The 24837-nt window shown below is 58.3% G+C and carries 14 protein-coding genes and 2 pseudogenes; 9 read left to right on the forward strand and 7 right to left on the reverse strand.

From position 1 onward, the window contains the following. Positions 1 to 78 precede the first annotated feature (78 nt). Complete coding sequence (locus OKW40_RS03640) at positions 79 to 1245, forward strand: porin (RefSeq protein WP_429488237.1); 1167 nt, start codon at positions 79 to 81, stop codon at positions 1243 to 1245. A 79-nt stretch (positions 1246 to 1324) separates the two neighbouring features. Further along, positions 1325 to 2474, forward strand: a pseudogene (locus OKW40_RS03645) (IS110 family transposase). A gap of 512 nt (positions 2475 to 2986) precedes the next feature. Here OKW40_RS03645 and OKW40_RS03650 read toward each other — a convergent pair. The 3 genes and pseudogenes from OKW40_RS03650 to OKW40_RS03660 form a co-directional block, all read right to left on the reverse strand. After that, a pseudogene (locus OKW40_RS03650) lies at positions 2987 to 3448 on the reverse strand (transposase); the annotation flags it as partial. Positions 3449 to 3546: 98 nt separating this feature from the next. After that, on the reverse strand, positions 3547 to 6477 hold the full coding sequence (locus OKW40_RS03655; RefSeq protein WP_429488239.1) for a Tn3 family transposase: 2931 nt from the start codon (positions 6475 to 6477) through the stop codon (positions 3547 to 3549). Positions 6478 to 7188: 711 nt separating this feature from the next. Further along, a complete protein-coding gene (locus OKW40_RS03660; RefSeq protein WP_429488241.1) occupies positions 7189 to 8142 on the reverse strand; it encodes a DNA-binding protein in 954 nt (317 codons plus the stop codon). A gap of 179 nt (positions 8143 to 8321) precedes the next feature. On the opposite strand from OKW40_RS03660, the gene OKW40_RS03665 reads away from it, so the two are divergent. Then, on the forward strand, positions 8322 to 9509 hold the full coding sequence (locus OKW40_RS03665; protein WP_429488243.1) for a tyrosine-type recombinase/integrase: 1188 nt from the start codon (positions 8322 to 8324) through the stop codon (positions 9507 to 9509). A 475-nt stretch (positions 9510 to 9984) separates the two neighbouring features. Here the strand turns inward: OKW40_RS03665 and OKW40_RS03670 are convergent, their stop codons facing one another. The 4 genes from OKW40_RS03670 to OKW40_RS03685 all read right to left on the reverse strand — a co-directional run bounded on the left by OKW40_RS03670 (position 9985) and on the right by OKW40_RS03685 (position 16101). Continuing rightward, positions 9985 to 10653 (reverse strand): IS6 family transposase, encoded by a 669-nt coding sequence (locus tag OKW40_RS03670; protein ID WP_429488244.1) that lies wholly within the window; start codon positions 10651 to 10653, stop codon positions 9985 to 9987. A gap of 274 nt (positions 10654 to 10927) precedes the next feature. Then, a complete protein-coding gene (locus OKW40_RS03675; protein ID WP_429488246.1) occupies positions 10928 to 15163 on the reverse strand; it encodes a hypothetical protein in 4236 nt (1411 codons plus the stop codon). A gap of 227 nt (positions 15164 to 15390) precedes the next feature. Beyond that, entirely contained in the window at positions 15391 to 15651 is a 261-nt protein-coding gene (locus OKW40_RS03680) for an integrase core domain-containing protein (protein ID WP_429488247.1), read from the reverse strand. A gap of 24 nt (positions 15652 to 15675) precedes the next feature. Next, entirely contained in the window at positions 15676 to 16101 is a 426-nt protein-coding gene (locus OKW40_RS03685; RefSeq protein WP_429488249.1) for a hypothetical protein, read from the reverse strand. 582 nt (positions 16102 to 16683) lie between these two features. Here OKW40_RS03685 and OKW40_RS03690 point away from each other — a divergent pair. The 6 genes from OKW40_RS03690 (at position 16684) to OKW40_RS03715 (ending at position 24774) form a co-directional block, all read left to right on the forward strand. Further along, a complete protein-coding gene (locus OKW40_RS03690) occupies positions 16684 to 18819 on the forward strand; it encodes a metallophosphoesterase family protein (protein ID WP_429488251.1) in 2136 nt (711 codons plus the stop codon). 282 nt (positions 18820 to 19101) lie between these two features. Further along, complete coding sequence (locus OKW40_RS03695; protein WP_429488253.1) at positions 19102 to 20199, forward strand: protein kinase domain-containing protein; 1098 nt, start codon at positions 19102 to 19104, stop codon at positions 20197 to 20199. A 4-nt stretch (positions 20200 to 20203) separates the two neighbouring features. Continuing rightward, positions 20204 to 21808, forward strand: coding sequence for a tetratricopeptide repeat protein (locus OKW40_RS03700; protein ID WP_429488255.1), 1605 nt, complete (start codon positions 20204 to 20206; stop codon positions 21806 to 21808). A 1215-nt stretch (positions 21809 to 23023) separates the two neighbouring features. Next, entirely contained in the window at positions 23024 to 23308 is a 285-nt protein-coding gene (locus OKW40_RS03705; protein ID WP_429488257.1) for a type II toxin-antitoxin system Phd/YefM family antitoxin, read from the forward strand. Beyond that, positions 23308 to 23646 carry a type II toxin-antitoxin system RelE/ParE family toxin gene (locus tag OKW40_RS03710; RefSeq protein ID WP_429488259.1) on the forward strand — a complete coding sequence of 113 codons (339 nt, stop codon included), beginning with the start codon at positions 23308 to 23310 and terminating at the stop codon, positions 23644 to 23646. Before OKW40_RS03705 ends, OKW40_RS03710 begins: the two co-directional genes overlap by 1 nt. A 105-nt stretch (positions 23647 to 23751) precedes the next feature. After that, positions 23752 to 24774 (forward strand): oxidoreductase, encoded by a 1023-nt coding sequence (locus tag OKW40_RS03715; protein WP_429488261.1) that lies wholly within the window; start codon positions 23752 to 23754, stop codon positions 24772 to 24774. Positions 24775 to 24837 lie beyond the last annotated feature (63 nt).

Raw genomic sequence — 24837 nt, forward strand, 5'->3', positions numbered from 1 at the left:
GAAAAAAGATAGAACTTGCACTCTATTTTGTGGTGTGCTCGACCTTGCAGAAAATTACTAAACTTTAGGAGATCCAGTATGCGAAAAAAAATTGGGATATCTATTTTTCTGTATATATTTAGTTGTACTTCGCATGCACAAAGCAGTGTGATGCTGTATGGAATTCTTGACGTTGGTTTTGTCTACGCGAACAATACGGTCAAAAACGGGCAGGGGGGAGCGCTCTATTCTCTAGCTTCGGGTAATCTAATGGGGAGCCGTTGGGGACTAAGGGGAGTGGAGGACCTTGGCGGCGGCCTGAAGACTGTTTTTGTGCTCGAAAATGGATTTTCTGTGGCCAACGGTACCCTCGGACAGGGCGGTGACTTATTCGGACGTCAGGCGTATGTAGGTCTTTCGAGCGACAAATTTGGCACTGTCACCCTCGGCCGGCAATACGACTCGGTGGCGGACTATACAGGCATCTTTATAGCCGGCGCGCAGTGGGCGTCTTACTACGGATCGCACCCCGGCGATCTCGACAACATGCTCAATACGAATCGCGTGAACAATGCAATCAAATTCGCAAGTAATACCTATGGCGGCCTGATATTCGGGGGGCTATACAGTCTAGGGGGGCTCCCGGGGCAAAGCGGTCGAAATCAGATCTGGTCGGCAGGTGCGCGTTATGCCAACGGTCCTTTGCAGTTGGGAGCGGCATACCTCAATGTCCGAGATCCGAATTACTCCTTCTTCGGAAATAATGCGACGTCAAGCGCCACGGGATCGAACATGTCGGGTAGCCGGGTGTATTCCGGGTATGCATCAGCGAGGACTCAACAGGTGGTGTCTGCGGGGGGCGCATATACGTTCGGAGCGGCGACCTTCGGCTTAACGTATTCGAATACGCAATTCAGAGACATCGGCTCTTTGCCCGGTCTTCCTGCGGAAGGTGCTGGTGGCAGCGCAAAGTTTCATAATGCCGAGGTGAATTTCAAGTACCAGATCACTCCAGTCTTGTTGATCGGAGCAGCCTACGACTACACCAAAGGATACGGAGTGAATGACGCGAAATATAATCAAGGCATGCTGGGTGTGGATTACTTCCTTTCGAAACGAACCGACCTCTATGCGACAGGTATCTATCAACACGCGTCAGGCACGGATTCAACAGGAACAAAGGCGGTCGCGAACATCAGTCTATTTTCACCATCTTCGACCGCTAATCAGGTAGCGGTAACGATAGGGATTCGGCACAAGTTCTAGATACTATGCGGGCAGCACGAGTGAAGCCTCAGGTGTAAAACGGGAGCCACAAACCCTGTTTTCCAAGAGGAGTACGCAAATGAATGCGCCTCGCACGGCCCTTCACGGGCAGGATACAACCATCACCGGATCGCTGTATGTCGCCTTCGAAGTGGGTGACAGGAGCTGGAAGCTCTCGCTGGGTAATGGGGTCCGGGCACCGAGCCGCTGTACGGTGGCCGCCGGCGATACGGCCGCAGTCTTCACGGCGATTGCGAAGGCCAAGGCACGCTGTCATCTGGCCACCGATGCTCCGGTGCGCAGCTGTTATGAAGCCGGGCGTGACGGCTTCTGGCTGCACCGCTGCCTGGAAGCACATCAGATCACGAACCTGGTGGTGGATTCAGCCAGTATCGAAGTGAACCGGCGCAGACGCCGCGCCAAGACTGACCGGCTTGACAGCGACAAGCTGCTATCGATGCTGATGCGTTACTACGCCGGTGAACGCCGGGTGTGGGCGGTCGCGCGCATCCCGACTCCCGAACAGGAAGATGAGCGGCGGGTACACCGTGAACTCGATCGCCTGCGCCAGGAGCGCACTGCCCACAGCAACCGCATCCGCTCGCTGCTGGTACTCCACAACCTACGGCCCGAGAATCGGTGGCCGCGCGTGGGCGCACTGGTGGGCGCAGCACACCACGCAGCTGTTGCCAGCCCTGCGCGCCGAGATCGAACGCGAGTTCGAACGGCTGTCGCTGGCTGCCAGGCAGATCAGGACGCTCGAGGTACAGCAGCAGCGCGAGGTGCGCAGCGGTGCGCACCCCGCGATTGCGCGGCTCGCGCACCTCGCGGGTATCGGAACGGGCAGTGCCTGGGTCCTGGTCAGGGAACTGTTCGGCTGGCGACAGTTTCACAACCGCCGTGAAGTGGCCGGCTGCCTAAGCCTGGCCCCGACGCCCTATGCCAGCGGTACCAGTGAAGTTGAGCAGGACATCAGCAAAATCGGCAACAAGCGAGCCCGATGGCTGATGGTGGAACTGGCGTGGAGCTGGTTGCGCTTCCAGCGCAGCAGCCAGCTAAGCGAGTGGTTCAACGAGCGCTTTGCAGGCGGTGGCAAGCGTATGCGACGCATCGGCATTGTGGCACTTGCCAGACGTCTGGCGGTCGCGCTATGGCGCTATCTGGAATTCGGCGAGATTCCCCTCGGGGCAACCCTCAAGCCGCCTGCGAAGAAGGTGACGGCGACCTGAACAGCCAACGTCGAGCGGCAACAGTGTTTGAAGGTTTGGCGCGCCCGGACAGTAAGAGGGTTACCTTCTGAGGTAACCGTAGTTCTAGATGGGGCGCGTCCGTAATGGGGTGGTTCCTGCGCATTGCGCATGCGGTATTTGGTGACCGGTCTGGCGACCGGCACGGATAGAAGTTGGTCCGGTCAACTGTCCGGACTTCAGGCACCCCGGCCTCACTGCTGTTCTCGCTTGATATGGAGGATTACAAAACATCTGAACGGACAGGTTATCCACGGCCGGCCAGCGTCGTGGTCGTAACAGGCGACCCGCCGGCCGGCCGTGGATAACCTGTCACGCTCTCGAATGGGAGATAACTGACGGAAAGATGGATCGCGAAAGGGCTTGACTTCCATTGCCCCATAGAAATCTTACAGTGTCACATAATTCTTTCTGGTTGACAGTTGCATTGTGGAGCGTGGAAGAGTGTTCGCAGGAGATGAAGCCCGAGAAGAATCCGCAGGGTGGTAATGGAGTCAGGAACGTGGCGCTGCGCGCGTTGGACTACCGCGAGGGACGTAATCCGCGGGAATGGCAGGCGTCGCGCGTTGAATGAGGTTTTTTTTAACTTCGTCTGCCGATCCCATGCTGAGGCGCTGGGCCATCAGGAACCCATACGCTGCGATGCTCAGGGTGGCGTGGTGGTGAAAGCCGCGCCACCCCCGGCCTTCATAGTGACCGAGGCCAAATTCCTGCTTAAGGTCCTGGTAGTCGCGCTCGATGCGCCAGCGCATCTTGGTCACGAAGACCAGTTGCTCGATTGTGGCGTCCGCGGGGGCCGTACTCAGGAAGTATTTGAGAGGCTCGGCATCCTCTTTGGGCCATTCGATGAGCAGCCACTCCTCCGGACGTTGTTCACTGCTCCAATAATCGCGATGCGCCGGGCGAACGCGCACGGCCGCGAAACGAGACTGCAGGGCTGCGTTGCTCCCTTCTCGTCAAGTGACGCTCTGGTAGGGGGGTGAACAAGGTAAGCGCTTATGCACTGCAGAGGATAAGGCAGAGCATAATCACGAACCTTGTTGAGCCCCCAACTTCAACCTGTGCGCTGTGAAGCTGTGACCACTCCCGCCACAAGACTGGGCATGAGCCGATGCACATAGTCGGCGATCGGGAAGTCGAAGGTACCGCGCAGATTGATACCTTCCAGCGACGTCGGGGCGATGCTGCGTAGGTGTTCGGGTAACACAGGCTGGTTGCCTAGCTTCTCGATGGCGTCGAGTGCGCTTTCCATGTGCTGCGTATTCCACGCCATGACGGCGTTGGTCAGCAACGTCAGCGCCGAGGAAACAGCCATCATCGAGTGGCGGTGACGCGTGAGTTCGATGGGAATCTTGCCCTGGTGAATCGCACGCTGCACGTTGTGGACCGCCTCGCCGCGATTGAGTACATGTTTCAGTTCGCTGCGAAATGCCGGCACGGTGAAGTAGTCGATCAGGAAGATCGTACGGAAAAGCCGTCCGAGATGGACGCCGCCATCGTAGAGCGGCTGTCCCCGTGCGGCGGAACCAAAGCGCGTCAGCGCCTGCACGGCCGTGCAATGGCCGCTTTGCACCGAGGCGGCCACGCGTACCAGACCGTCCCAGCTTGTCTCGATCGCGTCGAGACAGACGTCGCAATCGGTGATCGCCGCCAGATCTGCCGGTACCAGGAAGTCGGCCGGTACGTGCAGTCGCCTGTCCCGCAGATGAGCGAGCCGTGGGCAGAGGTCGAAGCCAAGCAGCCGGGACTGGCTCATCGCGAAATCGGTATACCCATGGGTATCCACGGAAAGCATGGCCACGTCGTCGGTACTGCTTTGCCGGATCACACCTTCGATCGCGACGCCCGCCTGCCGCTCGTTGAGTACGATCGGCTGGTCGTAGAAGATGCCCCAGCGATCGCGCACATGCGTGTACATGCCAATCGACGCAGTGCGCCGTCGCGGATCGGCGCGCGCCTGCCAGACCGTTTTCGTCGTTTCCAGCGACATCATGTCCGACGACGCAAGATCCGCGCGGCCCCAGTGCTGCGTGATCGGATGCCTGTGCATGAATTCGAGCACAGCATCGGCAGCCTGACGCAGCATCCGCTCGTCCGCGATGCGACTCATCATCTGGCGGATCGCGGTCGCCGACAGTTCCGGCACCATGCGCGCTATATCGGCGGCGGACATCGACGTGCCGTGTGCGAGAACCGCGGCATAGACCATCAGCAGTTCGGTGCGGGAGCGCGGCTCTCGACCCAGCAGTATCCAGCTGAAGCGCACGGTGCTGTCGACCTCGAGAATGATCTTCGGCAGTTGTCCATCCGGCCGGGGCGCAAAAATCGCTCGGCGCAGCGACTCGAGCGCGGCATCGTGTGGCTGGGCGTTCAGTGGGCCAATATGGACTGCATCATCGGCGCGCACCTCGCCGCGCGCCACTGCTTCGCGAAGACGTTCCAGACCGGCATTAAGATGCTCGATGACTGGCTTGAGAAATTCCTTTGGATCCTGCGGTAGTTTCAGGTGGCCGTAGTAGTGATTGCGTCTGGCGTGCCACTCGTCGTCCGGGATCAGCAGCGTGGCCTGGCTGCGGAAATCGAAGCTGTGCTCGACGTAGACCGAGCCGTTGCGCAAAGCGACGCGTAGCGCGAAAAGGGTTGCCCATTCGAAAGCGAGCAGCGCCTGGTTTCGGTCTTCGTTCTCGATCATGCGTTGCCAGGCCCGACCAAGCTGGATGGTCGTGTTCTGCGGTAGCTCGACCGATCTGCTCGCATAGAGGTCGCGCAACAACGCGAGTGCCTCGATAACCGGATGCGCTGTCTGCGCTTCGAATGGTAGCGTCAACAGCCTGGCGAGCATGGCGCGGGCGACGCGCCGTTTGGATGTCAGGTGCGCGCGAACCAGGCTCGCGCGGCTGGGCGTCTCCTGTTTGAGCGCCGCATCTGCCAAGGCGCAGAGCTGCACGACCAGGTCGTCGTGCGTCAGACTTTCGTCGGTGGCTATCGCCTTGACGGCGGTGGCAAAGTCGTGCATCTGCGCCTTAAGGTCTGGCCGCGTGGCCGAAACCCTGCTGTTCGCTTCGTTGAGGGATTTGCGAATCCAGCGGCCGAGCATCGAAAGCAACTGGTCGGTGGCGGTACAGAGTGCATACCGCATAAAGCATGCGGCCTCAAGCCGCCGAGACGACTGGATTCGCTTGCTGACCGATGGTTTGCGATGGGCGCAGCGCCGCGCGAAGTGGCGCACGGTTGCCTCATTGCATGTCGTCGGCCAGTTGTTGTGTACGCCAAGTTCGACCAGTCGATCAATCTTGCGAAACAGTTCGCTCATCTGATGCGTCGAGTTGCGCAGCGGCACCGACCAGAGCCATTGCTGCAGGCTCGCAACCGATCCATGAGGCTGCGGCAGCAGGCTTCCCCAGCGATCAAGTGTCGTTTCGCTGAACGAGTGGACGAGGCTGCCGGTCAGCGTCGTTTCGACATCGCGCGCGGCCCGCACAAGCAGGGGCATAAGCGCGCGGTCCTGCTGCATCAGGATGCGATGTTCATAAAGCCATCGCTTGAGCTCCTGCATGAGATCGGCGCGATTCGGGCGCCCCGCGAGCCGCTCCTTGAGCCAGCGCACGACATAGCGGCGCTGATGTTCGGCCATCGGCACAAAACCGAGTGTCTGATAGGCGATCGCCTGATGGTCGAAGAGCGTCCGTTCGCGCGTTTCGTAAAGGGTGCGTAGAGTACCGAGGTCTGGCGGCTCGATTCCGAGGTGTCTGCCAAGATGGCCCCACAGCACCTGTGGCACATACTGGTACGCATCGAGTGTCGCGCCCGTCATACGCACGAAGCCGATATGCAATGCAAGCGCAAGCCGGTAGAGGGGACTGCGGCGCGCGTTGATCAGCGCGCGCTCCTTGGAGGAGAAGGTAAAGAACGTGACGAGTTCAAACTCGCTGAGATCGCGCGGCATACGCCGCATGCCCAGATAAGCCAGTCGCCAATGTTCCATCGTCGTCCGCTCCGAAAGCGAAAGAGGGACCGATCAGCCTAGCCGGAAAAAATTCGTAAATCAACGGATAATTGTCGCAGCCTGCAAGCGTGTGGCTGACCGCGAAATCCAAACAGCAACCATTTGATTTATATAAATAAAATATTAGGGGCAGTCCGCTAACCCTTGTCGTGCCTAGATCGCGCTACCGTCGTAATCTGCATTGAAATCACGCCGCCGTGGACTTGGCTGTGTTATGGAGCGGGCAGGAGGGGACGGTAATAAGGTCGATCTATAGTTTCTTCCCTGAACATTTTTCGCCTCCGGAAATAGCGCACGCGAAGGGACATGCTCCGTCGTTGTGCCCTCGGCTTCGCACATATAACAGCGGGTAAATTGCATTCAGACCGTCCAGTTTTTTGAGAAACGAGTGGGCACATGGATGCAGAGACTCGAGCAGGGAGATCCGTCCAACCTTCATGTCCTTTATGGTCGTAGATGATTTCCATGCGAGATCGCCGGCTTGCCTCACGCAGCCGTCCTCCATCACATGTCGGCCAGCATCGGATATCGTTTGGCGCCTTCTTTGGTCGCATCCGCCATGTCACCTTTGCTTCGGTGCAACAGGAAACAAGCACAGGACCCTGATGACCGCTTTGCCGGGATATTTTAGCGTTCTCAGCGGGCAGGGCGGTGTGGCGGCATGCGGCGCGGCGCAGACCCCTCGCGTGATCAGGTTTGCGGACGCGAAACTCTGGCTCGACGGGCTGACGGGGATTTTTCACGGGCCTTCAATTGCCCTTGTAACAACGCAACCTGCTGAGCCAGACCATCGCGTTCGTGCTGCAGGCCACGGGCTTCCTGCGTGACGCGATCGTGCAGCTTCTCATGCCGCTCGGCAAGGCGCCTTTGTTCGGCGGCGTCCGCCGATAGCCGCTCGACGTCGCCGACAAGCTGCTCATTGCGCTTACGGACCTCGGAGAGCGCAGCCTCCGCCCGGCGTTGCGCGTCACGTGCCTCTTCGGTCTGCAGCATGACGCGTTTCTGGACACCTTCGAGCCGCGCCGTCGCACGGTCGACCTCTGCACGCAAGGCCGCTTCATGTTCGGCGTGGGTTGCTCGCAACGTTTCGACTTCACGAAGATGGGCTGATCGCACGTCGCGCAGCGCCTGTTCCGATTGCGCGCGGACAGCGTCCCTTTCGGTCGTGGCTGCTTCGGCCAGCCGGAGGTCAGCGTCACGACCAGCCTGGGCCTGCGCGTGGTCAGCAAGCACTACGGCAAGTCGTGCCTGCTGGTTGTCAAGCTGGACGCGAACAGTGCGAACTTCGGCCTGAAGTTCCGCATTGACGCTCTCGAGTGCCCGCGCGCGAGTGATGGCTGCCGCCGTTTCCGCTTCGAGTTCGTCCCCACGTTGGGCAAAGACCTGTTCGCCTTGCTCAACCGCAAGCGCCCACACCGACAGCATCGCCTTGGCGACCGCCGGCGGCAGTGCTGCGGCGAGCGCGTCGTTGCGCGCCTGCTCGTCCTTCCACAACTTCAGTTCGTCATTGATGGTGGTGCGACTGCCCTGACGGATTTCCGCGTAGATCAGGTCGACGGTGAGCTCATGCGGGAGCCGACCCACGGCGACGAGTCGCGCGGCGGCCTCGCGGGTGCGGATTCGGGTATCACTGATACGGCTCATGGGCGGAATTTCACCGTGAAAAGCGGTTGAAGAGGGCGTTTCGCCAGAAAACTATATATGTATATTGCTGTATAACATTATATATATAACGATAAGGAGGCAAAATTTGTGATAACGCCCATAATCGCAAGTTCCGATCGTGTACGCTGCGCAAAGGCCATTCGAAAACGCGTCACACCATGAACCTGCCCGCCACCGCCCCGGAGTCGCCCGACACCGCTCTGTCGATTGCGTTGCCCGCCGCCCTCGACGGGCGCGACGGCATCAACCGCGCACGGGGCGGGCATCGGCAGATCGCCGCGGACAGCGACGTCGAGGCCGTGCGCCTGTGGCTCGCGGAATACGCGGGCTCGCCGCACACGTTGCGCAGCTACCGCAAGGAAGCGGTGCGCCTGCTGCTGTGGGCCACCCAGGCGCTGGGCAAGCCACTCTCGAGCCTGACGCGCGAGGACTTTCTGCTGTACGAGCGGTTTCTCGCGGCACCCACTGGCGACTGGGCCGATCCAACCCTGCCGCGGCGGGGCGGTACGCGGCGGCTGTTCGACGGGCCGCTGTCGGAGCGCAGCCGGCATCAGGCGCTCGGCATCATCTCTGGCCTGCTGTCCTATCTGGTCAGTGCCGGCTACCTGGCGGGCAATCCGCTTGCACTGCGTCGCCGGACGGGAGCTGCAGGCAAGCGGATTCGGCGGGTCGAACGGTATCTGGATCACGCGCTCTGGGAGCACGTCCTTGCCAGCGTCGAGCAGTGGCCCCGGCTCACCGCGCGCGACCATCAGCACTACGAGCGCAGCCGCTGGCTGATCCGCCTGCTGTACGGCACCGGACTGCGCGTCTCGGAAGCGGCGCATGTGAAGGCAGCCGACTTCTATCAGCGGCGAGGTAACTGGTGGCTGCACGTGGTGGGGAAAGGTGGCGCTGAAGGAGAGGTGCCGGTGAGTGCTGTCTTGATGGCCGACTTCGCGCGTTATCGGGTTTTTTATGGGCTGGCACCGACGCCAACGGGGAATGAGACCGCGGCTGCCGTGATGAGCGTCACGGGCGACCCTCACCGGCACCTCACCCCGGCGGCGGTTTACCTGATCGTCAAGGAGGTTTTCCGACGCGCCGCGGCAATGCTCGACACAACCGATCCCGCCGGCGCTGGAACGCTGCGACGTGCATCGACCCACTGGCTCCGTCACAGTGCAGCTTCGCATCAGGCCGATGCCGGGACTGACCTGCGCTTCATCCAGAAAAACATGCGTCACGCATCAATTCAGACGACAGGCATTTATCTTCACGCCGAAGATGACCGGCGCCATTCGGAGACTGTGCGCGAAGATGAGAGCGCCGTCGCGCCAGACGTACAGCGCGGCCGGCGTTCCTGAAAGTACAAAGCCGGTGGGCAACTCGGCAGCTTGAAGAGTGCTGCTTCGGCTCAAAAGAAATGTCACAGGCGTTTTCGGGCACCGTACACGAGAACCGATCTCCTGTCGCATCTTATCAAGCAACGGATTCGAGGTCCGCCTTGAAGGGCGAGTCATCGGCCATTGCGGACGTTGGAGTATCGGCCGCTGTGAGGCAGGTGATCGGCGCTTTGCTGTCGTTCGCGCCGTCGTAGCCTCGAATGTCAGGTATCGATGCGACTGAATGGGTACTCGCGTTAAGAATGGACGGAACGTGCCCCACCCGTCGACGCGGTGACATAGTGAACGAATCCGCACGCGCTGACGGTATCAGAAATGTCCAGTTGGAAGATGATGAAGGTTTCCCGCGGCAAACCGGAGGACGCGAGATGAGCTATACGGGTTCTGTCTTAATAAGAGCCGACGAGGACAACTATGCGCAGATGTATAGTATTCCCTATGAAACCAATGAATAGAATTGCTCGGCGGGTGTCTGGCCCGTGCGATTACCTTTCATCTGCCCTTTGACGATCATGTGCATCACCTCGATGCCGCCGATCAGGACGCGCGCGCTGCGAAATTTCTTGAAGCCTATCATCGGCCGTGTTCGGCGCTTGACCGCACGGTGACCCTGTTCAACGACATTGTTCAGGTATCTTTGCTGACGGATCTTGATCGGCTGCTTGCGGGCGGCGTTGATGTCCTTGAGCGCAGCCAAGTTCGCTCCACTCTTATCGATCGTCACCGTCTCGGGGCCGCCGTTCCGGGCAATCGCCTTTTCAAAATACCGCCGGGCGCCAGCCTTGTCCCGGTGTGCACGCAGCAGGAAATCGACTGTGTGGCCGTCCTTGTCGACGGCGCGATAGAGGTATTTCCAATCGCCGTTGACTTTGATGTACGTCTCGTCCATGCGCCAGCTTTTCCCGACCGGCCGCTTGCGCCGCCAGAACGCATTCTCCAGCAGTGGTAGCAGCTTCAGCACCCACCGATGAACCGTCGAATGATCGACCGCCAAGCCGCGTTCAGCCATCATCTGTTCCCGATGACGCAGGCTTAACGGGTAGGCGACATACCAACGCACGCAAAGCAGAATCACATCAATCGGGTAATGCAGCCGTTTGAACACTCGTTTGAAGGTTCCGCCCTGCGTGCTGTTTCAAAATCATCGTTCGCAGTAGCTGGCATGCCGGAAGGCTCCCTCCGCGACTGTCTTTCTGCAATTGATGGCTCGGAAAAGGCCTTTCTGGAGGCGCCGATTCTCGAGCTCTCATACTGCGCAGACGAGTTGTCACGGCGTATTGGCGAACGAACCGCGTGCCGAGAACATCGCTCGTCGTCCAGCAAAACGGTTGTAACGCCTTGTATGACGCGTCGTCATGTCCTGGATGGTTAAAAGTTCGTCAATGCTTCTTTCGAAAGTCATCAGGAGCGGTAGCATCGATTCCGATAACACGAAGATAGAGCGAGCGGTTCTTTGATTCAAGTGCCTGAGCTTTCTTGCCGAGTAAGCTTAGCAATTCGTCGAACCCCACCGTCTTTCCTGTCTCCAGATTCTTCCAGCGTCTGTCCTTTGTCTGCAAGACCAGGACAAGAAAGCCGATAGTCGCCTTGTTGTGGCGCATGTACTGCCCAAGAAGCTGTCTTTCCAAGGCGATGACGTAATCATCGAGGGTCCATCGCTCTGACATCTTGAGTTCAATGGAGGCTCGCCAGTCGTTGCGACTGCACAGTACGTCCCGACGCTTCGACTCGGCTGTGTTCGATTCTACGGTTACGGAGTAGCGTCCGAGCGCATGGTGATTGAGTTCACTCGCGAGCAGGCGCTGGAATTCGACTTCCAGTGCAAGGCCGGCTTGTTCGCCAAGAACACCTTTTTTGTTGACACGAGTGAAATCCAGTGCGCTAAAGAAGTTACGCAGACTGTGCTCACCCCGCTCAATATCGTATTTGACCGCAAGGAGGTCGGAGTGAACCGCCATCGCCAGAGACAATGTGTCCGTTACGTCAGCCTTGAAATCGTTCTCGAACTGGTCGTAGCTTATTTGAGACAGAGGGGCCTTCGCAAACTGGCGCTCGCGCATCTCAAACTGGAGCGAGCGAACATACATTTTTTCCAGTCCCGACGCTGAGGTGAAAATGCGCGCCAGAACTTCGTAAGCGAACTGGGAGTTCGCTGATGCGATAGCGCCAAGTAATCCGTCGCGGAACCGTTGCGCATCATCACGTGTTGTGGGCGTGTAGACGACCCCATCAGAATGGGGAATGTCATCGGCCGGCGGGACCGCCCACTTTGTCCAGTGATAAATGTCCTCAAGCACCATGACTCCATCATCGCTGGCTCGGGCAAGCTGGGCCATCGCTCCTGTGCGATCTCGTCCGAAGTAGCTAGCCATCCTGGCAATAAACGCTCGCACCGCCAGCGGGTCTTTCGGTCCCCACTGACGCACCGCGCGCTGAAAGTTCACGGGATAGCTCATCAGCCAGTGACCGCCCCATACCGCCGCTTGGCGTAGAGCGGCGGATCGTGCGTTATCAGGCTCTTCCGGTAATGGCGACTTGAAGGCCCGTTTCACAATACCCGACGCTGTCCGTTCGAAATCGGATTGCCGAATCTTTGTCGGCGAGGTCATGATCGAATGAAGAATTTGCTCGGCGACGAACTCCTGGGTTGGCTCGCCCTTTGTCAGGTATGCCCACGCCAACGGAGCCAAAGCCACGCTGATGTCGGCAGGTGCGTCGGCAAGTGACATGAACAGATGTTCAGCGTGTTCCTTGGACACCGCTCCGTTCCCAGACTCCCGGGCCATCTTGGAAAGCTCGGATTTCGCGATATCGGGATACGCGGACACCAACGGCCAGTACCATTTTGGGTAGCCGTTAATTTCAAAGGCGCCGTAGCGCAATGCTCGGCGGACCTCGGACTCCGAGAGGGAGGGCAACGCCGCGCCAGTGCCAAGGTCCGCATAGAGCCCTTGCAAACCAGCAGCGGTGATATGGTAGGTCGATTGGGGTTGCGCCTCGTCGAACCGGGGTGGCTCCTTGCGCCAGACATTGCTGAATCCTTGGCGGACTGCGTCGGTAATGGTCGCTCCAGCCGTGCGTTCAAAGATCTTGAAGTCGACCTCGCTATAGCGGGAATGTGTGCTTGTTTGCAAAAGCCATTGCGCGACCCATTCGAGCCCGCTTTTACCCGTTCCATCGCGAAGGGCGGCTACCATGCCGAGCAATGCCTTCTTCGCAGAAGGGGTGACCTTTAGCCTATCTGCGCTTGCCGATTTTGCGTGCTTCGGTGGAGGTGGTTCCGGTGCTACGGCCTCTCTCGTGAAAAACTCGTCATAGACGTTTGAGAGGCGGGGAGAATTGATTTGCTGAATGTCTTCGGCCGTGTACCTGCAGGCAGAATAGTAGCCAATCACTAACATCAGAAACTGCTGGTCGGAGAGTCCGGACTGTTGGGAGATCATTTTGAGCAAATCTCGCCGAATCGGCGTATTCGCTTCGAGAGCGCGACGGACGCTGCTGGTGTCGGCGCCTCCAAACCTCCCTTCTGACAGCACGCGCCGAAGAATGAAACACACGCGAGCGACCCTTCCAGAGTTCGGTGGACTTGCTCGATTGACTAGCGCAGCAACGGCTTCGGCGGCCATCTCCGCATAGCGGTCATCTACAAGCCGGGACGCTCGACCTTCGTGCGTGTCTCGGTCGCAGAGCCTTGCCACGCGTATGACCATGCTTCTGGCTAGCTGATAGAGCTGTTGTTCGGTAGCCGTCTTCAGCAGATTCGCTGACTCTAGCACGTAGCCGATATGGTAGCCATCTTGTCCCCGAAGGTACTGTTGGTCGATAAGCCGGGCGACATCGGTAGGAGTGAAGTATTTCCAACCCAGTTTGCCGATGAGCAGAGCCACGAGGCTCGCGCGTGCGGTTTCACTCAGTTTAATAGCGGCCGCAAGACCGACGTAATCGGCTTCCTCGCCCAGCTCGAGGAGGTAGTGGACATCGGTGCTGTCACCAAGAAGACGCTCATAATTCTGCTGATGCCGACGCAAAACCTTGGTCCTCACGCCGTCAAGCTTGCACGCGGTTGCGATATCCATAAGGACGTCTCGTGCGCAGTGATGGTCGCCGTATTTGTCGAGGAGGCGCATGATGACTGGCGCCAGCCGCTTCGGACCGGCCTGCCAGAAGTTTTCCGATGTGAGTGTGAACATGCCTCGACCGGGGTGATCCCCATTTTCGACAAGACGTCGGATGCTCTCGCTTAAAGCCTCTGTTGCATCGCTCAATGGAACAAGGTTATTGCGGAGGTCCCCAAAGAATGCCAGCGCCTGCGGTTCATATTGGAGTATGACCGACCGACAATGCGGGTTCATTGTTGCCAGCCAGCCCATCGTCGGGAGTAGATCGCGGCGGATGCCGCACTCTCCGCTTGGCGCCGACCATGTGAAGTTTTGCATCAGGCGTTGAGCCTGATCGGGAGACTGAGCAAGCTGCGCCAGTCGCTGGGCCGCCAGAAACGGCTGCAATTCGTCCGGGTAAACTTTGACCTGGTGAAATCCGGCGTCGATGAAAAGCTGAGAGCCCAACAATTGGTTAATTGCCCGTTCCGTCAACACTGATGATGCTATCAACCTTGCGGACAACGCCTTCTCAGGGATGGCCAACGTTTCTTCAGGCATCTCGATGTTGAGCAACTGACAAAGTTGAGCCGCCGACGCGAGTTTTTGGGCCGCCTCTCCAAGCGATTCGGGACGGGGGCTGCCTGCTTCTGTAAGCCGAATATCTGCCCCCCGCAGAGCGCGAATCGTCCCGGCAACACGGTCGAAAACGTCGGTCAGTGAAGGAGGGGGGCTGGAGAGCAGATCAATGCGAGCCAGTATCTCGATGCCACCTGGGCTTCGTGCGAATCCCGAAAGACCTAGCTGACGCGCAAGGCGCAGAATCTCATCACTCGCGAGGTTCGGGTACCGTCCATTAAGGTATGTTTGTGCCTGGTCACCGTCCAGAGGCATCATCGAGAAGACACGGAGCTTTTCAGGAATAACTTCCGTGCTTTCAGACGTCGTGGTCGGAGTCGCGTTAGGCAGGACCTTGGTGGATGGAGACCCGCTTTCACGAAGTGTCAACGCCGGGCGTGCGAGGAGTGAGGCAATCCAGTCAAAGAGCTGAGTCGTCAAGACCGCGGGTCTGGTCGAGATTACCCAGTTGACCGACTTGCTGGGCCACGATATTTCGGTGGCGATGTCGCTCAGCAGATATTCAATGCTTTCCTTTTTTCCGGCTGCGGCTTCATCGAGTGAGTCGATGAAAAGAGTCAGTGTGCTCTCGGGCGTCGCTCGCCATTTTTGATAGGCCGCTCGCTCTGCTTCATCCAGCGCTTTTTCCAAACTTCCACGGTCGGCCAGCCGTCTCAGGGCAACGAACACAGCCATTTCCGATCGCGCGCGCATCTCGTTGGCGCGATGCTGCATCTCCGTCGTCTTGCCAAAATTCGCCGGCGCGACGATTACCGTGAATCGACTCTCCTGCAACTTTGACCAGGTAATCGGTTTGCCCGCGATTTCGTATGCAACCAGTTCCTCGGGACGATAGGACTCGCGCTCGACGAAACGTCGATTCAGGTTCAGATAGTTCACTGGTCTGTTCAAGAGATTGTTGTTTGTCTGTGCGACCAGAGTATCGCCTGGAAGGAGAATCCAGGGGAAGCGACGCGCCAGTCCCGACCGCCGCTAAAGCCTGTAATGCCGTTGACAGTGTACCGGCTCCGGCTGTTCAGACACGCTTTTGCAGTTCAGGCGGCCAGCTTCATCAGCCGTTCCTGACGGGCTTCGAGGGGTGATTTGAAGCCCAACTTTGCAAGACGCTAGTCGCGATTGCATCGATCCTTGAACGCGATGGCGGCAGCACGAACTTCCTCCAGGTCTTTGAAGATGCGTCCATGAATAGCCTGTTCCTTCATTGTCCGATTGAACCGCTCGGCGACGCCGTTGGTCTGGGGTTCGGCGACGAAGGCATAGCTCGGCGCGATGCCCCAGAACCTGATTTGGCCACGGAAGTCGTCCGACGTGCACTGCGAACCATGATCCATACGCAGCGACAGCCCGTGGCCCGCATCGGCGAGCACAGAGCCGAATTCATCCAGCAGCCCCTAGGAGATTGGGTCGAGAGCAGCAAAGCGGTCGTCAATCTTCGCGGCATGAATGCCGGTACACGTGCCGTCGCACTGATCAACGGCCGAGAAGATCCACACCATGCCGTCGTCCACGGTCGAAATGCGTGCGCCGCCGGTGCCCCACATCTCATTCGGACAATCGGTTGTGATCCGGCCATCGTGAAGGTTGGGTTCGCCTCGCGCTTGCCGGTGCGGCGACAGCAGGCTGTGCTCGCGCATCAGCCGCAGCACGCGTGTCCGGGAGACCCAGATGTCGGGTGGGATACGCAAGCGCGCCCAGACGTTGCGATGCCCCTCGCCGATGAAGGGCGGAGCCACCAGATCGTCGCGGATGGCCTTCAACAGGTCGGCATCGCGCATCTTCGGTTTCGGGCCGCGACGGCCCGGGATGATCGGCGCCACGTTGTCCGCCGTCCTCGCGCGCACAGCGTAGATCGTCGAGCGGCGCCAGAGGCGCTTCCAGTAGTGCTACGCGCCCCTTCCAGCGCCTCTGGCGCAACCCCGTTTGTATCTGTTTTCTTCAACATCAACAATTCCATTTTGGGACCCACGTTTTACCTCCAATCTGTGTCCAGAAAAACTGGAGCCGCGGCAAATGCCGTTGACGGTACACCTTGTGCCCGAAGCGCAGTGCACCCTGTTTTACTCATTCGATACGCCGATAGAGCATATTTGATGTCGATTGCATGGTCGATTCGTCATCCCTGCTGGGACTGCCTGGGAATCTCATGCCACGAATTTTGCATTGGTTGGCGATGCAGGTTGGATTATCATTGCGGGTCGCCTCACGGGGGGGCGCGACTTAGCGGCTGCAAGGTTCTGACTCAACCACGGATTGCCCTAAAGATTTAAAAATCTTCCGGTTGACTGGCCGTGCCCGGGTGACCCTGCGACGGCTATTTTGGCGCGAGAGGTCTGACTGCAAGCTCTTGCTAAAATTATCTGCTGACGGCCCCGAGCCGTGCGGCATACGAAGAAAAATACATGTCGTCGATCAAAATATTGCACATAAGCGACCTTCACTTTGGCACCAAAAACCAGCAAGCGGTCTGGAAGTCGCTGTCTGCACATATTCACGACATCAGGCCCGACCTCATCGTTGTGACGGGCGATATTGTCGACTCGCCTCACAAAAAGGCTTATGAGGGTGCGCGGGACGCCTTGGATCAGCTACGCATCAACAAGTGGTGGGTTTGCGCGGGCAATCACGATCGCCACCCCTTCGGAAACGCGAGGTTCGGGAGGTTGTGGCGGTTTGAGTGGGCCAAGCGTATGTTCAACGGTGACGCCGGCTCAAGCACATGGTTTGACGGATGTTTCTCGGGGAAGATCCTTCTTCCCGATCAGGCGCATGAGGTGACGCTGACGTCTGGACAGAATACATGGCGACTTGCGCTCCTCGGGCTCGATACCAGTCGTGATGCCCGTTACTTCGCACAAGGCTTTGTTGACCCAGGAAGCCTGGCGAAGTTAGCGAAGAGCGCGTCCAGCGTCGGCGCTGATTTTGATCTGTGTATTCTTGCAGGACACCACCACTTATTGCCAATTGCCAAGCTTGAGAGTGAATCGCAGACGCTGGGCGAAAGCGCCGTGGCCGCTACGACGGTTATGCGGAATGCCGGCACCTTGTTGAATACGCTGTCTGCTCACAATGTCAATCTGGTGCTGCATGGTCATGAGCATCAGCACTTTGCGGCACGATACGGCACTATCGGCGATAACAGCGGCGATGTCGCCGTTGTCGCGGCAGGCTCCGCTGTAGGTTTGCATACGCTGGAAGGGTGCGAGTTCAAACGCTCCTCGTTCAACGTGATCGAGCTCCTGGACGATCGACGCGTAATCTTGCATGAGCATCGATTTACCGACGGGGCCTGGTCATCAAAGGGTGGTGGCGTACAACTCTTCAACGCGGCCGATATTCGACGCTTCCAGGCCCGCCGTTCGAGGTCCATCGTCGAAACTCCGACGAGTCAGATTACAAAGACGTTCGATTTCAACCCGAGCCGCGACGTTTTTGTTCGCGAAGTGCGGACAGAATGGGTGGTGAAACCAGGCAGCACCACCCAAACTGTATTCAACAGTACGGGTTTTCCTGATTGCGAGGGTGTCGAGATTGAATGGGATGATGGCAGCAGCGACAGGTTCTGTCCGAAGTATGAGCCTGCGATGGCCGAACACACCCATGAACTCAAGATTCCGCTTGCGCTGACTAAGAACCGGAAAGCTCGGAGATTTATCATCGACACAAGTTGGGTGTCGGGTGGCTTGCTGACGACGGACGATTTCCTACTGGTACCGAGGCACCGACGGGGAAGGTTGCGAAACGAAGATCGGGAGTTCGCGACCGCGGTGGTAGACGCGCCTCTCGAGTCGTTGACAATCGTGGTGAGCCTTCCCCCACAGTTTGTCCCAGCCGTGGCAGACCTGACAATAGTCGCTGAGCCTGCGGCGAACGTAGCTGAAGGGCCGCCTGAGCGTCAGCCCGAACTGGTTAAGGGGTTGCGAATCCAGGACCTCGGACAAGGGCGGTTCTTGCTGAGAGTTCCGTATCCAGCGATGGGTGCGCGCTACGGTCTCGCATGGCGACCGGTTCAGGCTACCCGGCCGATGTCTGGCCAGAGGTTGCGCGAACTTGTGCCAGAGCCGCGGGGCCAAGCCGTTTTGACCGCGTGGATGGAAGGGCTCACGGACGAACTGAAGGCGGGTCCGTTATCCGTGTCGCTATATGGTGCGACGTCCGCGCAGGAGGCCTTGTGCTGGGTGAAATTGGCCGCACTTCCCAATCAGGCTGCGGAACTGGACGTTCCGCCCATGCAAATTGCTGTAAGCGGCGCAGAAGGCATCTATACGGATTGCTGGTGGGGAAAAACCATAATGATGCGTGCGGGCGAACGCGGTGCACAACTCCTGCAAGGCGAAGTTGCTTGTCTCGCTATACCCGTGATGCCGCCGCCGGATGGCCCGCAGCCTCCGCCGTTACTGATGGTTCGGATAGGTTACGGTACACTTCGTGAAATCATTGAGGATAGTGAATCCGCGACCACAGTTCGCGCGTTTCAGGCGCTTGAGCAGGCGGCGATTTTGTTGTTGAATGGTTACATCAGGTCGACTAGGAGATAGCATGCTTTTGCTATACAGACAAAACGGGCGCTTATGCGTGAAGAGGCGTCCCACGGGAGACGAGGAGCGTGTTCCCAGCTCAGCCGGCGGTTTGGGCGTCCCGTATTCCCAGCTATCAGCAGAGGAAAAGGCTGAGCTGACGGCTGACACCCGCGCGGAGTTGCGCGAGGCAGAAGACGTCGAAGTTTGACCTAATAATTGGCGCCAGATCCCCGCCCTTTTCCGGCGGGGATTTTTTTATGCGTCCGGAAAGATAACCGGGCCATATCTTCGGGGAATGCAATGTTGCAGAAAGCTGACAGCGTCGAAGACTTGGATGTCCTCGACGGGAACGCTCGGTCACAGGTTCTGGCGAATCTTGTGGGAACAAAGGTCAAAGGCTGGAAAGTGATGGAGGCGCACCCTTACGGCCCTGATCACTCTGGTGGCTTCTTCTCGCGCGGGTTCGTAGTGGAGCAGGCGGGAGTCACAGCGTTCATGAAAGTCCTCGACATGCAAGGCGCCTTGCAGGACGACGACCCGCAGACGCTGATCAAGCTGACGAGAGCCCACGACTTTGAGACTCTGGTTTTGACGTTTTGCACGAAAGAAGGCCTCGCAAACGTCGTCAAACTCCTTGAGTCAGGCAAGGCGCACGCGGTTTTAGACGGTCAAAAGCACAATATTTTCTATCTTGTCATGGAGCGAGGCGACGAAGACGTCCGCGCTCGTCTGGAAACAGGATTCGCTGGTGGCTTTGCTTGGCGATTATTCGCTTTGCATCAGACCGCGGTCGGCCTCGCGCAACTTCATTGGAAGGCAATAAGTCACCTCGACATCAAGCCGTCGAACGTCGTGGAGTTCAGGGAGGCCGGATGCATCAAGCTCTGTGACCTTGGCTCTGCTGTTTCGCGGCGCCATCCCGGTCCTGGTGATTCAATCGACTATCCGGGCGACGAACGCTATGCGCCGCCCGAGTGTATATACGGATTTGTGCCACAGGATGCTATCGACCAGCGGCAGGGCACGGATGCCTATCTACTCGGGAGCATGATTGCATTTCTCGTGATGGGTCTGGGCGCCACAAACCTGCTTATTGATGACACTCCGGATGAGGCCGTTCCGCTCGTTGATGGGCCAGCAGTGCGATTTTCTGACGCTCTACCATTCCTGGTTCGAGCTCATGGGCGCATCACGGGCAGAATTCGTCAGGCAGCACCGGAGTACTGTGCTAACGAGCTAGCCGATGCATACTGGCAGCTATGTCACCCGGACCCAGAGCTTCGGGGTCATCCAGACGCGCGGAAGTCGGCCGGGCGCCTGCCTGGCATCGATCGTTACATATCCCTGTTCGCCCGCTTGAAAATCAAAGCGGAACTAGCGGAAAGGAAGGCAGGGTAATAACGTGCAAACCAGACGTTTGTTGCCGCGCTGGAGAAGCTCTGAGATTACGCTCAAAGCGTTGAGAGAACATGAAGGTGCCCGGGCGGTCAGGTCGCGCGCCGATCCTAAAAAAGTGGCAGCCGAGGCACGCGAGCTTTGGCTGAGATGGTCGCGTTCGCCGAGCATCGGAGTCGCGGCTGATCTCCTTAATCTGGCGCGCTTCCCCGAAGCTAAGCAGTATCTCGATGGTCCAGCAAAGTATCTCATTGAGCGGCAGGTACACTTGCCTCCCATGTTGGAGAGGTCCGCACGTCGCATAGCGGGTTATGCGGCGCTGGATCTCGGAACTGGCGTGGATAGGACGACGGACCGCCATTCAGAGTTGGCCCGTCTTCGTCAACAACTGGCGCATCAGCCTCGTGACCCAGTCGGATGGATTGACCTTGCGCGACTGCACACAATCTGCGGAAGCCATGAGAAGGCTCGAAAGGGCGTCGACATCGCGTTGCAACTTGCGCCGGACTCGCGCTTTGTATTGCGCAGCGCGGCTCGCTTCTTTTCGCACGTCCGCGAGCATGAGCGAGCGGAACACCTCCTTCGTCGTTCTCCTCGAACAGCGGGCGATCCGTGGCTCATGGCAACGATCGTTAGTCTGCAGGCGATTTTAGACAGGACGGACGATGCAAAGCGGGGTCTCAAGATGCTTGCAACGAAACGGTTTTCTCCCGCGGACACATCCGAACTGGCATGCGCCCTCGGTACACTCGAACTATCTCAAGGCAGGTTCAAACAATCCCGTAGCCTGTTGTCACAGGGACTCATCACGCCGAACGACAATTCGGTCGCTCAAGCGCTTTGGGTCGTAACGACTTTCAGCTTTCCCATCAGCGCGAGGGAGGAGTGGCTGTCCGGAAACTTCGCGGCGGAAGCCCGAGTTTATCGGCACTACATTGACGGGAATTTTGAAGCGGCGGGTGATGATTGCCTGGTTTGGCAAGAGGATGAGCCATTTTCGTCGCGGCCTTGGGTTGCGGCATCTTACGTGGCCGGACTCCTCGAAGAGTGGGACCACGCGGTATCGCTTGCAACTAGCGGGCTCGCCAGCGATCCCAACGATGTCGCTTTGCGTAACAACCTTGCCTATGCCCTCATGGGCAAGGGCGCGATCAGCACAGCGTCTACAATCCTTTACCAATTGATAAAGGATGAACAGCGCGACGGGAAACGGATCGGAGCGCACACAAAGGCGAATCTGGCAATGCATGCCTATCGAACGGGCGATCCTGCATTGGCCGAGAAACTTTACCGCGACGCGTTTCGCGATTTTACGTCGCGCGGTAACTCGGGCAGTGAAGGAGCCGCCTCGGTCATGGCGCACTTTGCACGAGAAGCGAAGCTGGCTCGCGCTCCCAACGCTGACGCAATCCTGCTTGAGGCCTCCGCATTTGTTGAGAAAAGCGCGTGGCCATCGGCTCGCCTTGTAATGAGCAAGTTTGCTGTGTCGTTGCAGAAATCAGAAGGCAGTGGCCCCTCCGAAAAACACTCCCTTGTCAATACCAAGCGCAAGTGGCGATACGACGCAGATAAAAATATACTCGTGCTCGAGGAGCGCAGCCCATTCAATTGATGGCTTTCTCGACTTGGAGAAAGCCGATAGCCGACTTTCCGGGTTCCGGGTCGGTCACTGCGCGCAAGCGCTTTTTCAAGTTGTCTACACAGGTGTGTGTCCCTTTCATGGGCCCGATGGTCCTGCACATCCGTTGGCACGTGTTGTTGCGATTCCCTATGCGAAAAGATTCGCCACTGCGTTGTACGATGTGTCTTCCTTCTCTTTGCACCTATCGTGTATTCGGGTAGCCAGATTTCCCCGCAAAACTGCAATGAGTCGCGAGAACTCATTCAGTCGCATTGGTATCGGACATTCGAGACTACGACGGCGCGAACGGCGGCAAAGTGCGCATCACCTGTCTCACAGTGGCCGATACCCCAACGTCCGCAAAGGCCGACTACCGCGCCTTCAAGATCGACGGTCCGCCAATGAGCGATCGGAAGGGTTGGAGAAACTGTAGCTTGCCGGTTAGGAAACTGTGTCGCCCCGGGGTAACTGCAACACCAGGCGGACGCGAACAATTGCAATTGCTCGCTGACGCATGCGGTGTGAAACGGGTGCAATTATGATCCGTCGACGGAAACCCTAGGGTAATTGTGGTCAGTTGGTTGCCGACACAACGTAAGCGGTTCAAACCGCGGCGGGATGCTATTCACGAGTGAGCAAAGTCGTTACAAAGTTGACGTTCGCGGGCAACGATGATCCGACGGTGACGAAACTGGCCGTGGGTTGTGCCTGAGTTGACGACTCCAGGCAAGGTTTCTTTGGTGGGAATCGCCAATCCCAGGCTTCCTTCAGATCACCAAAAAAGTTTCAACTTTCGGTTCGCTCACGTGCATCTCCGCCACGCAATCAGCGTCACAATTGCATGCCGGACAGCGAAAATATCCGCGAAATTCCGGTCGAATCTCGGGTAACCAATTCCTACGCGAATTACGTGGAATATCTGATACAGATTGCGTGGAAGCGTTCTTCTCAGGAAGCCCCAAATTATGGATGTAAAGGCTGAACCTTCTCGGAGAATGCACCGTTGTGGTGAAACGGCCCAAAAATGGCGAAGAAAGTTGAAGAATTAGGTTCTCCAACTAACGCGACATCTGAACTTTGGACTAACAACAAAAATGTTGATAAATTACATTATGTCAAATGCAACTGCACATGGACGCACCGCAGATTGCCGCCGGACGTTAATGGTTTAAATTTGGTCCTATGTGAACCTCACCGGAGCGCTTGATGCATCTCGCCGATCATGTGAAGCCAATCAGCTACCTCAAAAGCGAAGCGGCGCAAATCGTCAAGGACCTGACTGATTCGGGAGAGCCGCTCATCATCACGCAGAACGGTGAAGCGAAGCTCGTCGTCCAGGATGTGCGAAGCTACGAATCGACGCAGCAGACCCTCGCGCTCCTGAAAATCCTGGCTATCGGCCAGAAGCACATCGAGCGCGGGGATCACGTCGATGGCGACGAGTTCTTTGCGGAACTCAACCAGCTCGATCGTCAGGAAAAGCTCCGCTGATGGCGGCACCGCTGCTGAAATACCGCATCCTCCCGACGGCGCGGATCGGCATTGACGAACTCAGAAGCTATGTTGTCCGCACATTCGGATGGGAAATGTGGCGTCAGACATCGACGCAACTGCAGGAAACGATCACGCACATTGGCCAGTTCCCCGCTAGCAGTCATGCGCCTGCCGAGCTTGAGGGCTTCTTCGAGGACGGTTTCCGGCAAGGCCTTTCCGGCAAGAACCGGATCATTTATCAGGTCCGCGACGAGACCGTTTTCGTTCATCTCGTGGTCGACGCTCGACGCGACCTGCCCCCCCTCCTTCAGAGAATCGTGCTTCGGCTGATGTAACGGGTCAGGACGGCCGCCTTGCGTTTCACACGCATTGCATGCGCGCGCTGCGCGCCCGACTCAGGAAGCCGCCCGATCCGTGCGAAACCCGAGAATGTCCAGCACATGCGGCGCGCGTGCAACGGGTATGCTAATCAGCATTCTCTCCCGCTAACGGCCTTCCCTCGACAATCGCCAATGAACCAGAACAAACAATGGTGCATCGACGACATCACGCCTCAGCACGGCAAACGCGTCATCATCACGGGGGCCAACAGCGGCATCGGCTATCACGTCGCTGCAATACTGGCTCGCACAGGCGCGGAAGTCGTACTCGCCTGCCGTGACGAACAGCGCGGCGCCGATGCCCTGTCCCGTCTGCAGAGGGAACTGCCCGCCGCCCGATTGCGGCTTGAACGACTGGATCTCGCAAGCCTTGCTTCGGTGCGCGCCTTTTGCGATCGCGAACTCGCGCAATGCCGGCCGCTCGACATCCTCATCAACAATGCGGGCGTCATGGCGCCCCGCCGACGCCTCGAAACGGTCGACGGCTTCGAATTGCAGTTCGGCACCAATGTACTCGGGCATTTCGCCCTGACGCACCTGCTGTTGCCTGCGCTCGAGATGGCGGCAGGAGCGTCTGCCGAGCGGCCGCGCGTGGTCACGGTTGCCTCTATCGCACACAAGACCGGGCGGCTCGACTTCGACGACCTTCAGGCAACCCGTCGTTACCGTCCGATGACCGCCTATCGACAGTCGAAGCTCGCCAACCTCATGTTCGCGTTCGAACTCGATCGCCGGTTGCGCGCCGCACGATCGCGCGTGATGTCCGTTGCCGCGCATCCCGGCGTTGCCAATACGAATCTGTTCCGTGCCGACCATTTTGCCGCAAGCCCGATCGTCCGCTCTGCGCTAGGCGGACTGATCGATATCTTGTTCAACAGTGACCAGACCGGCGCACTTTCCACGCTCTATGCCGCAACCGCGGCCGATGTCGTCGACGGCGGCTACTATGGTCCGCTCGGATTGTTCGAAACACGTGGTCGAGACGTGGGACCAGCGAACGTCGCCAGTCAGGCAAGAAACGGAACCGATGCAAGACGCCTCTGGCAGGCCTGTGAATCGCTGACTGGAACAGCGACCGGATAGCGCATGGATCGCGGAACGCGGGAAACACTAACCGCGAGATACGGATTACTCATTCAAGCATGA

This window comes from Paraburkholderia sp. RAU6.4a (assembly GCF_050435625.1).
Classification (GTDB): domain Bacteria; phylum Pseudomonadota; class Gammaproteobacteria; order Burkholderiales; family Burkholderiaceae; genus Paraburkholderia; species Paraburkholderia tuberum.

Coding starts and splice junctions, on each gene's coding strand:
- OKW40_RS03695 (WP_429488253.1), top strand. CDS start 19,102: ATGTTGCAGAAAGCTGACAGCGTCGAAGACTTGGATGTCCTCGACGGG.
- OKW40_RS03665 (WP_429488243.1), top strand. CDS start 8,322: ATGAACCTGCCCGCCACCGCCCCGGAGTCGCCCGACACCGCTCTGTCG.
- OKW40_RS03655 (WP_429488239.1), bottom strand. CDS start 6,477: ATGGAACATTGGCGACTGGCTTATCTGGGCATGCGGCGTATGCCGCGC.
- OKW40_RS03640 (WP_429488237.1), top strand. CDS start 79: ATGCGAAAAAAAATTGGGATATCTATTTTTCTGTATATATTTAGTTGT.
- OKW40_RS03715 (WP_429488261.1), top strand. CDS start 23,752: ATGCGGCGCGCGTGCAACGGGTATGCTAATCAGCATTCTCTCCCGCTA.
- OKW40_RS03690 (WP_429488251.1), top strand. CDS start 16,684: ATGTCGTCGATCAAAATATTGCACATAAGCGACCTTCACTTTGGCACC.
- OKW40_RS03710 (WP_429488259.1), top strand. CDS start 23,308: ATGGCGGCACCGCTGCTGAAATACCGCATCCTCCCGACGGCGCGGATC.
- OKW40_RS03660 (WP_429488241.1), bottom strand. CDS start 8,142: ATGAGCCGTATCAGTGATACCCGAATCCGCACCCGCGAGGCCGCCGCG.
- OKW40_RS03705 (WP_429488257.1), top strand. CDS start 23,024: ATGCATCTCGCCGATCATGTGAAGCCAATCAGCTACCTCAAAAGCGAA.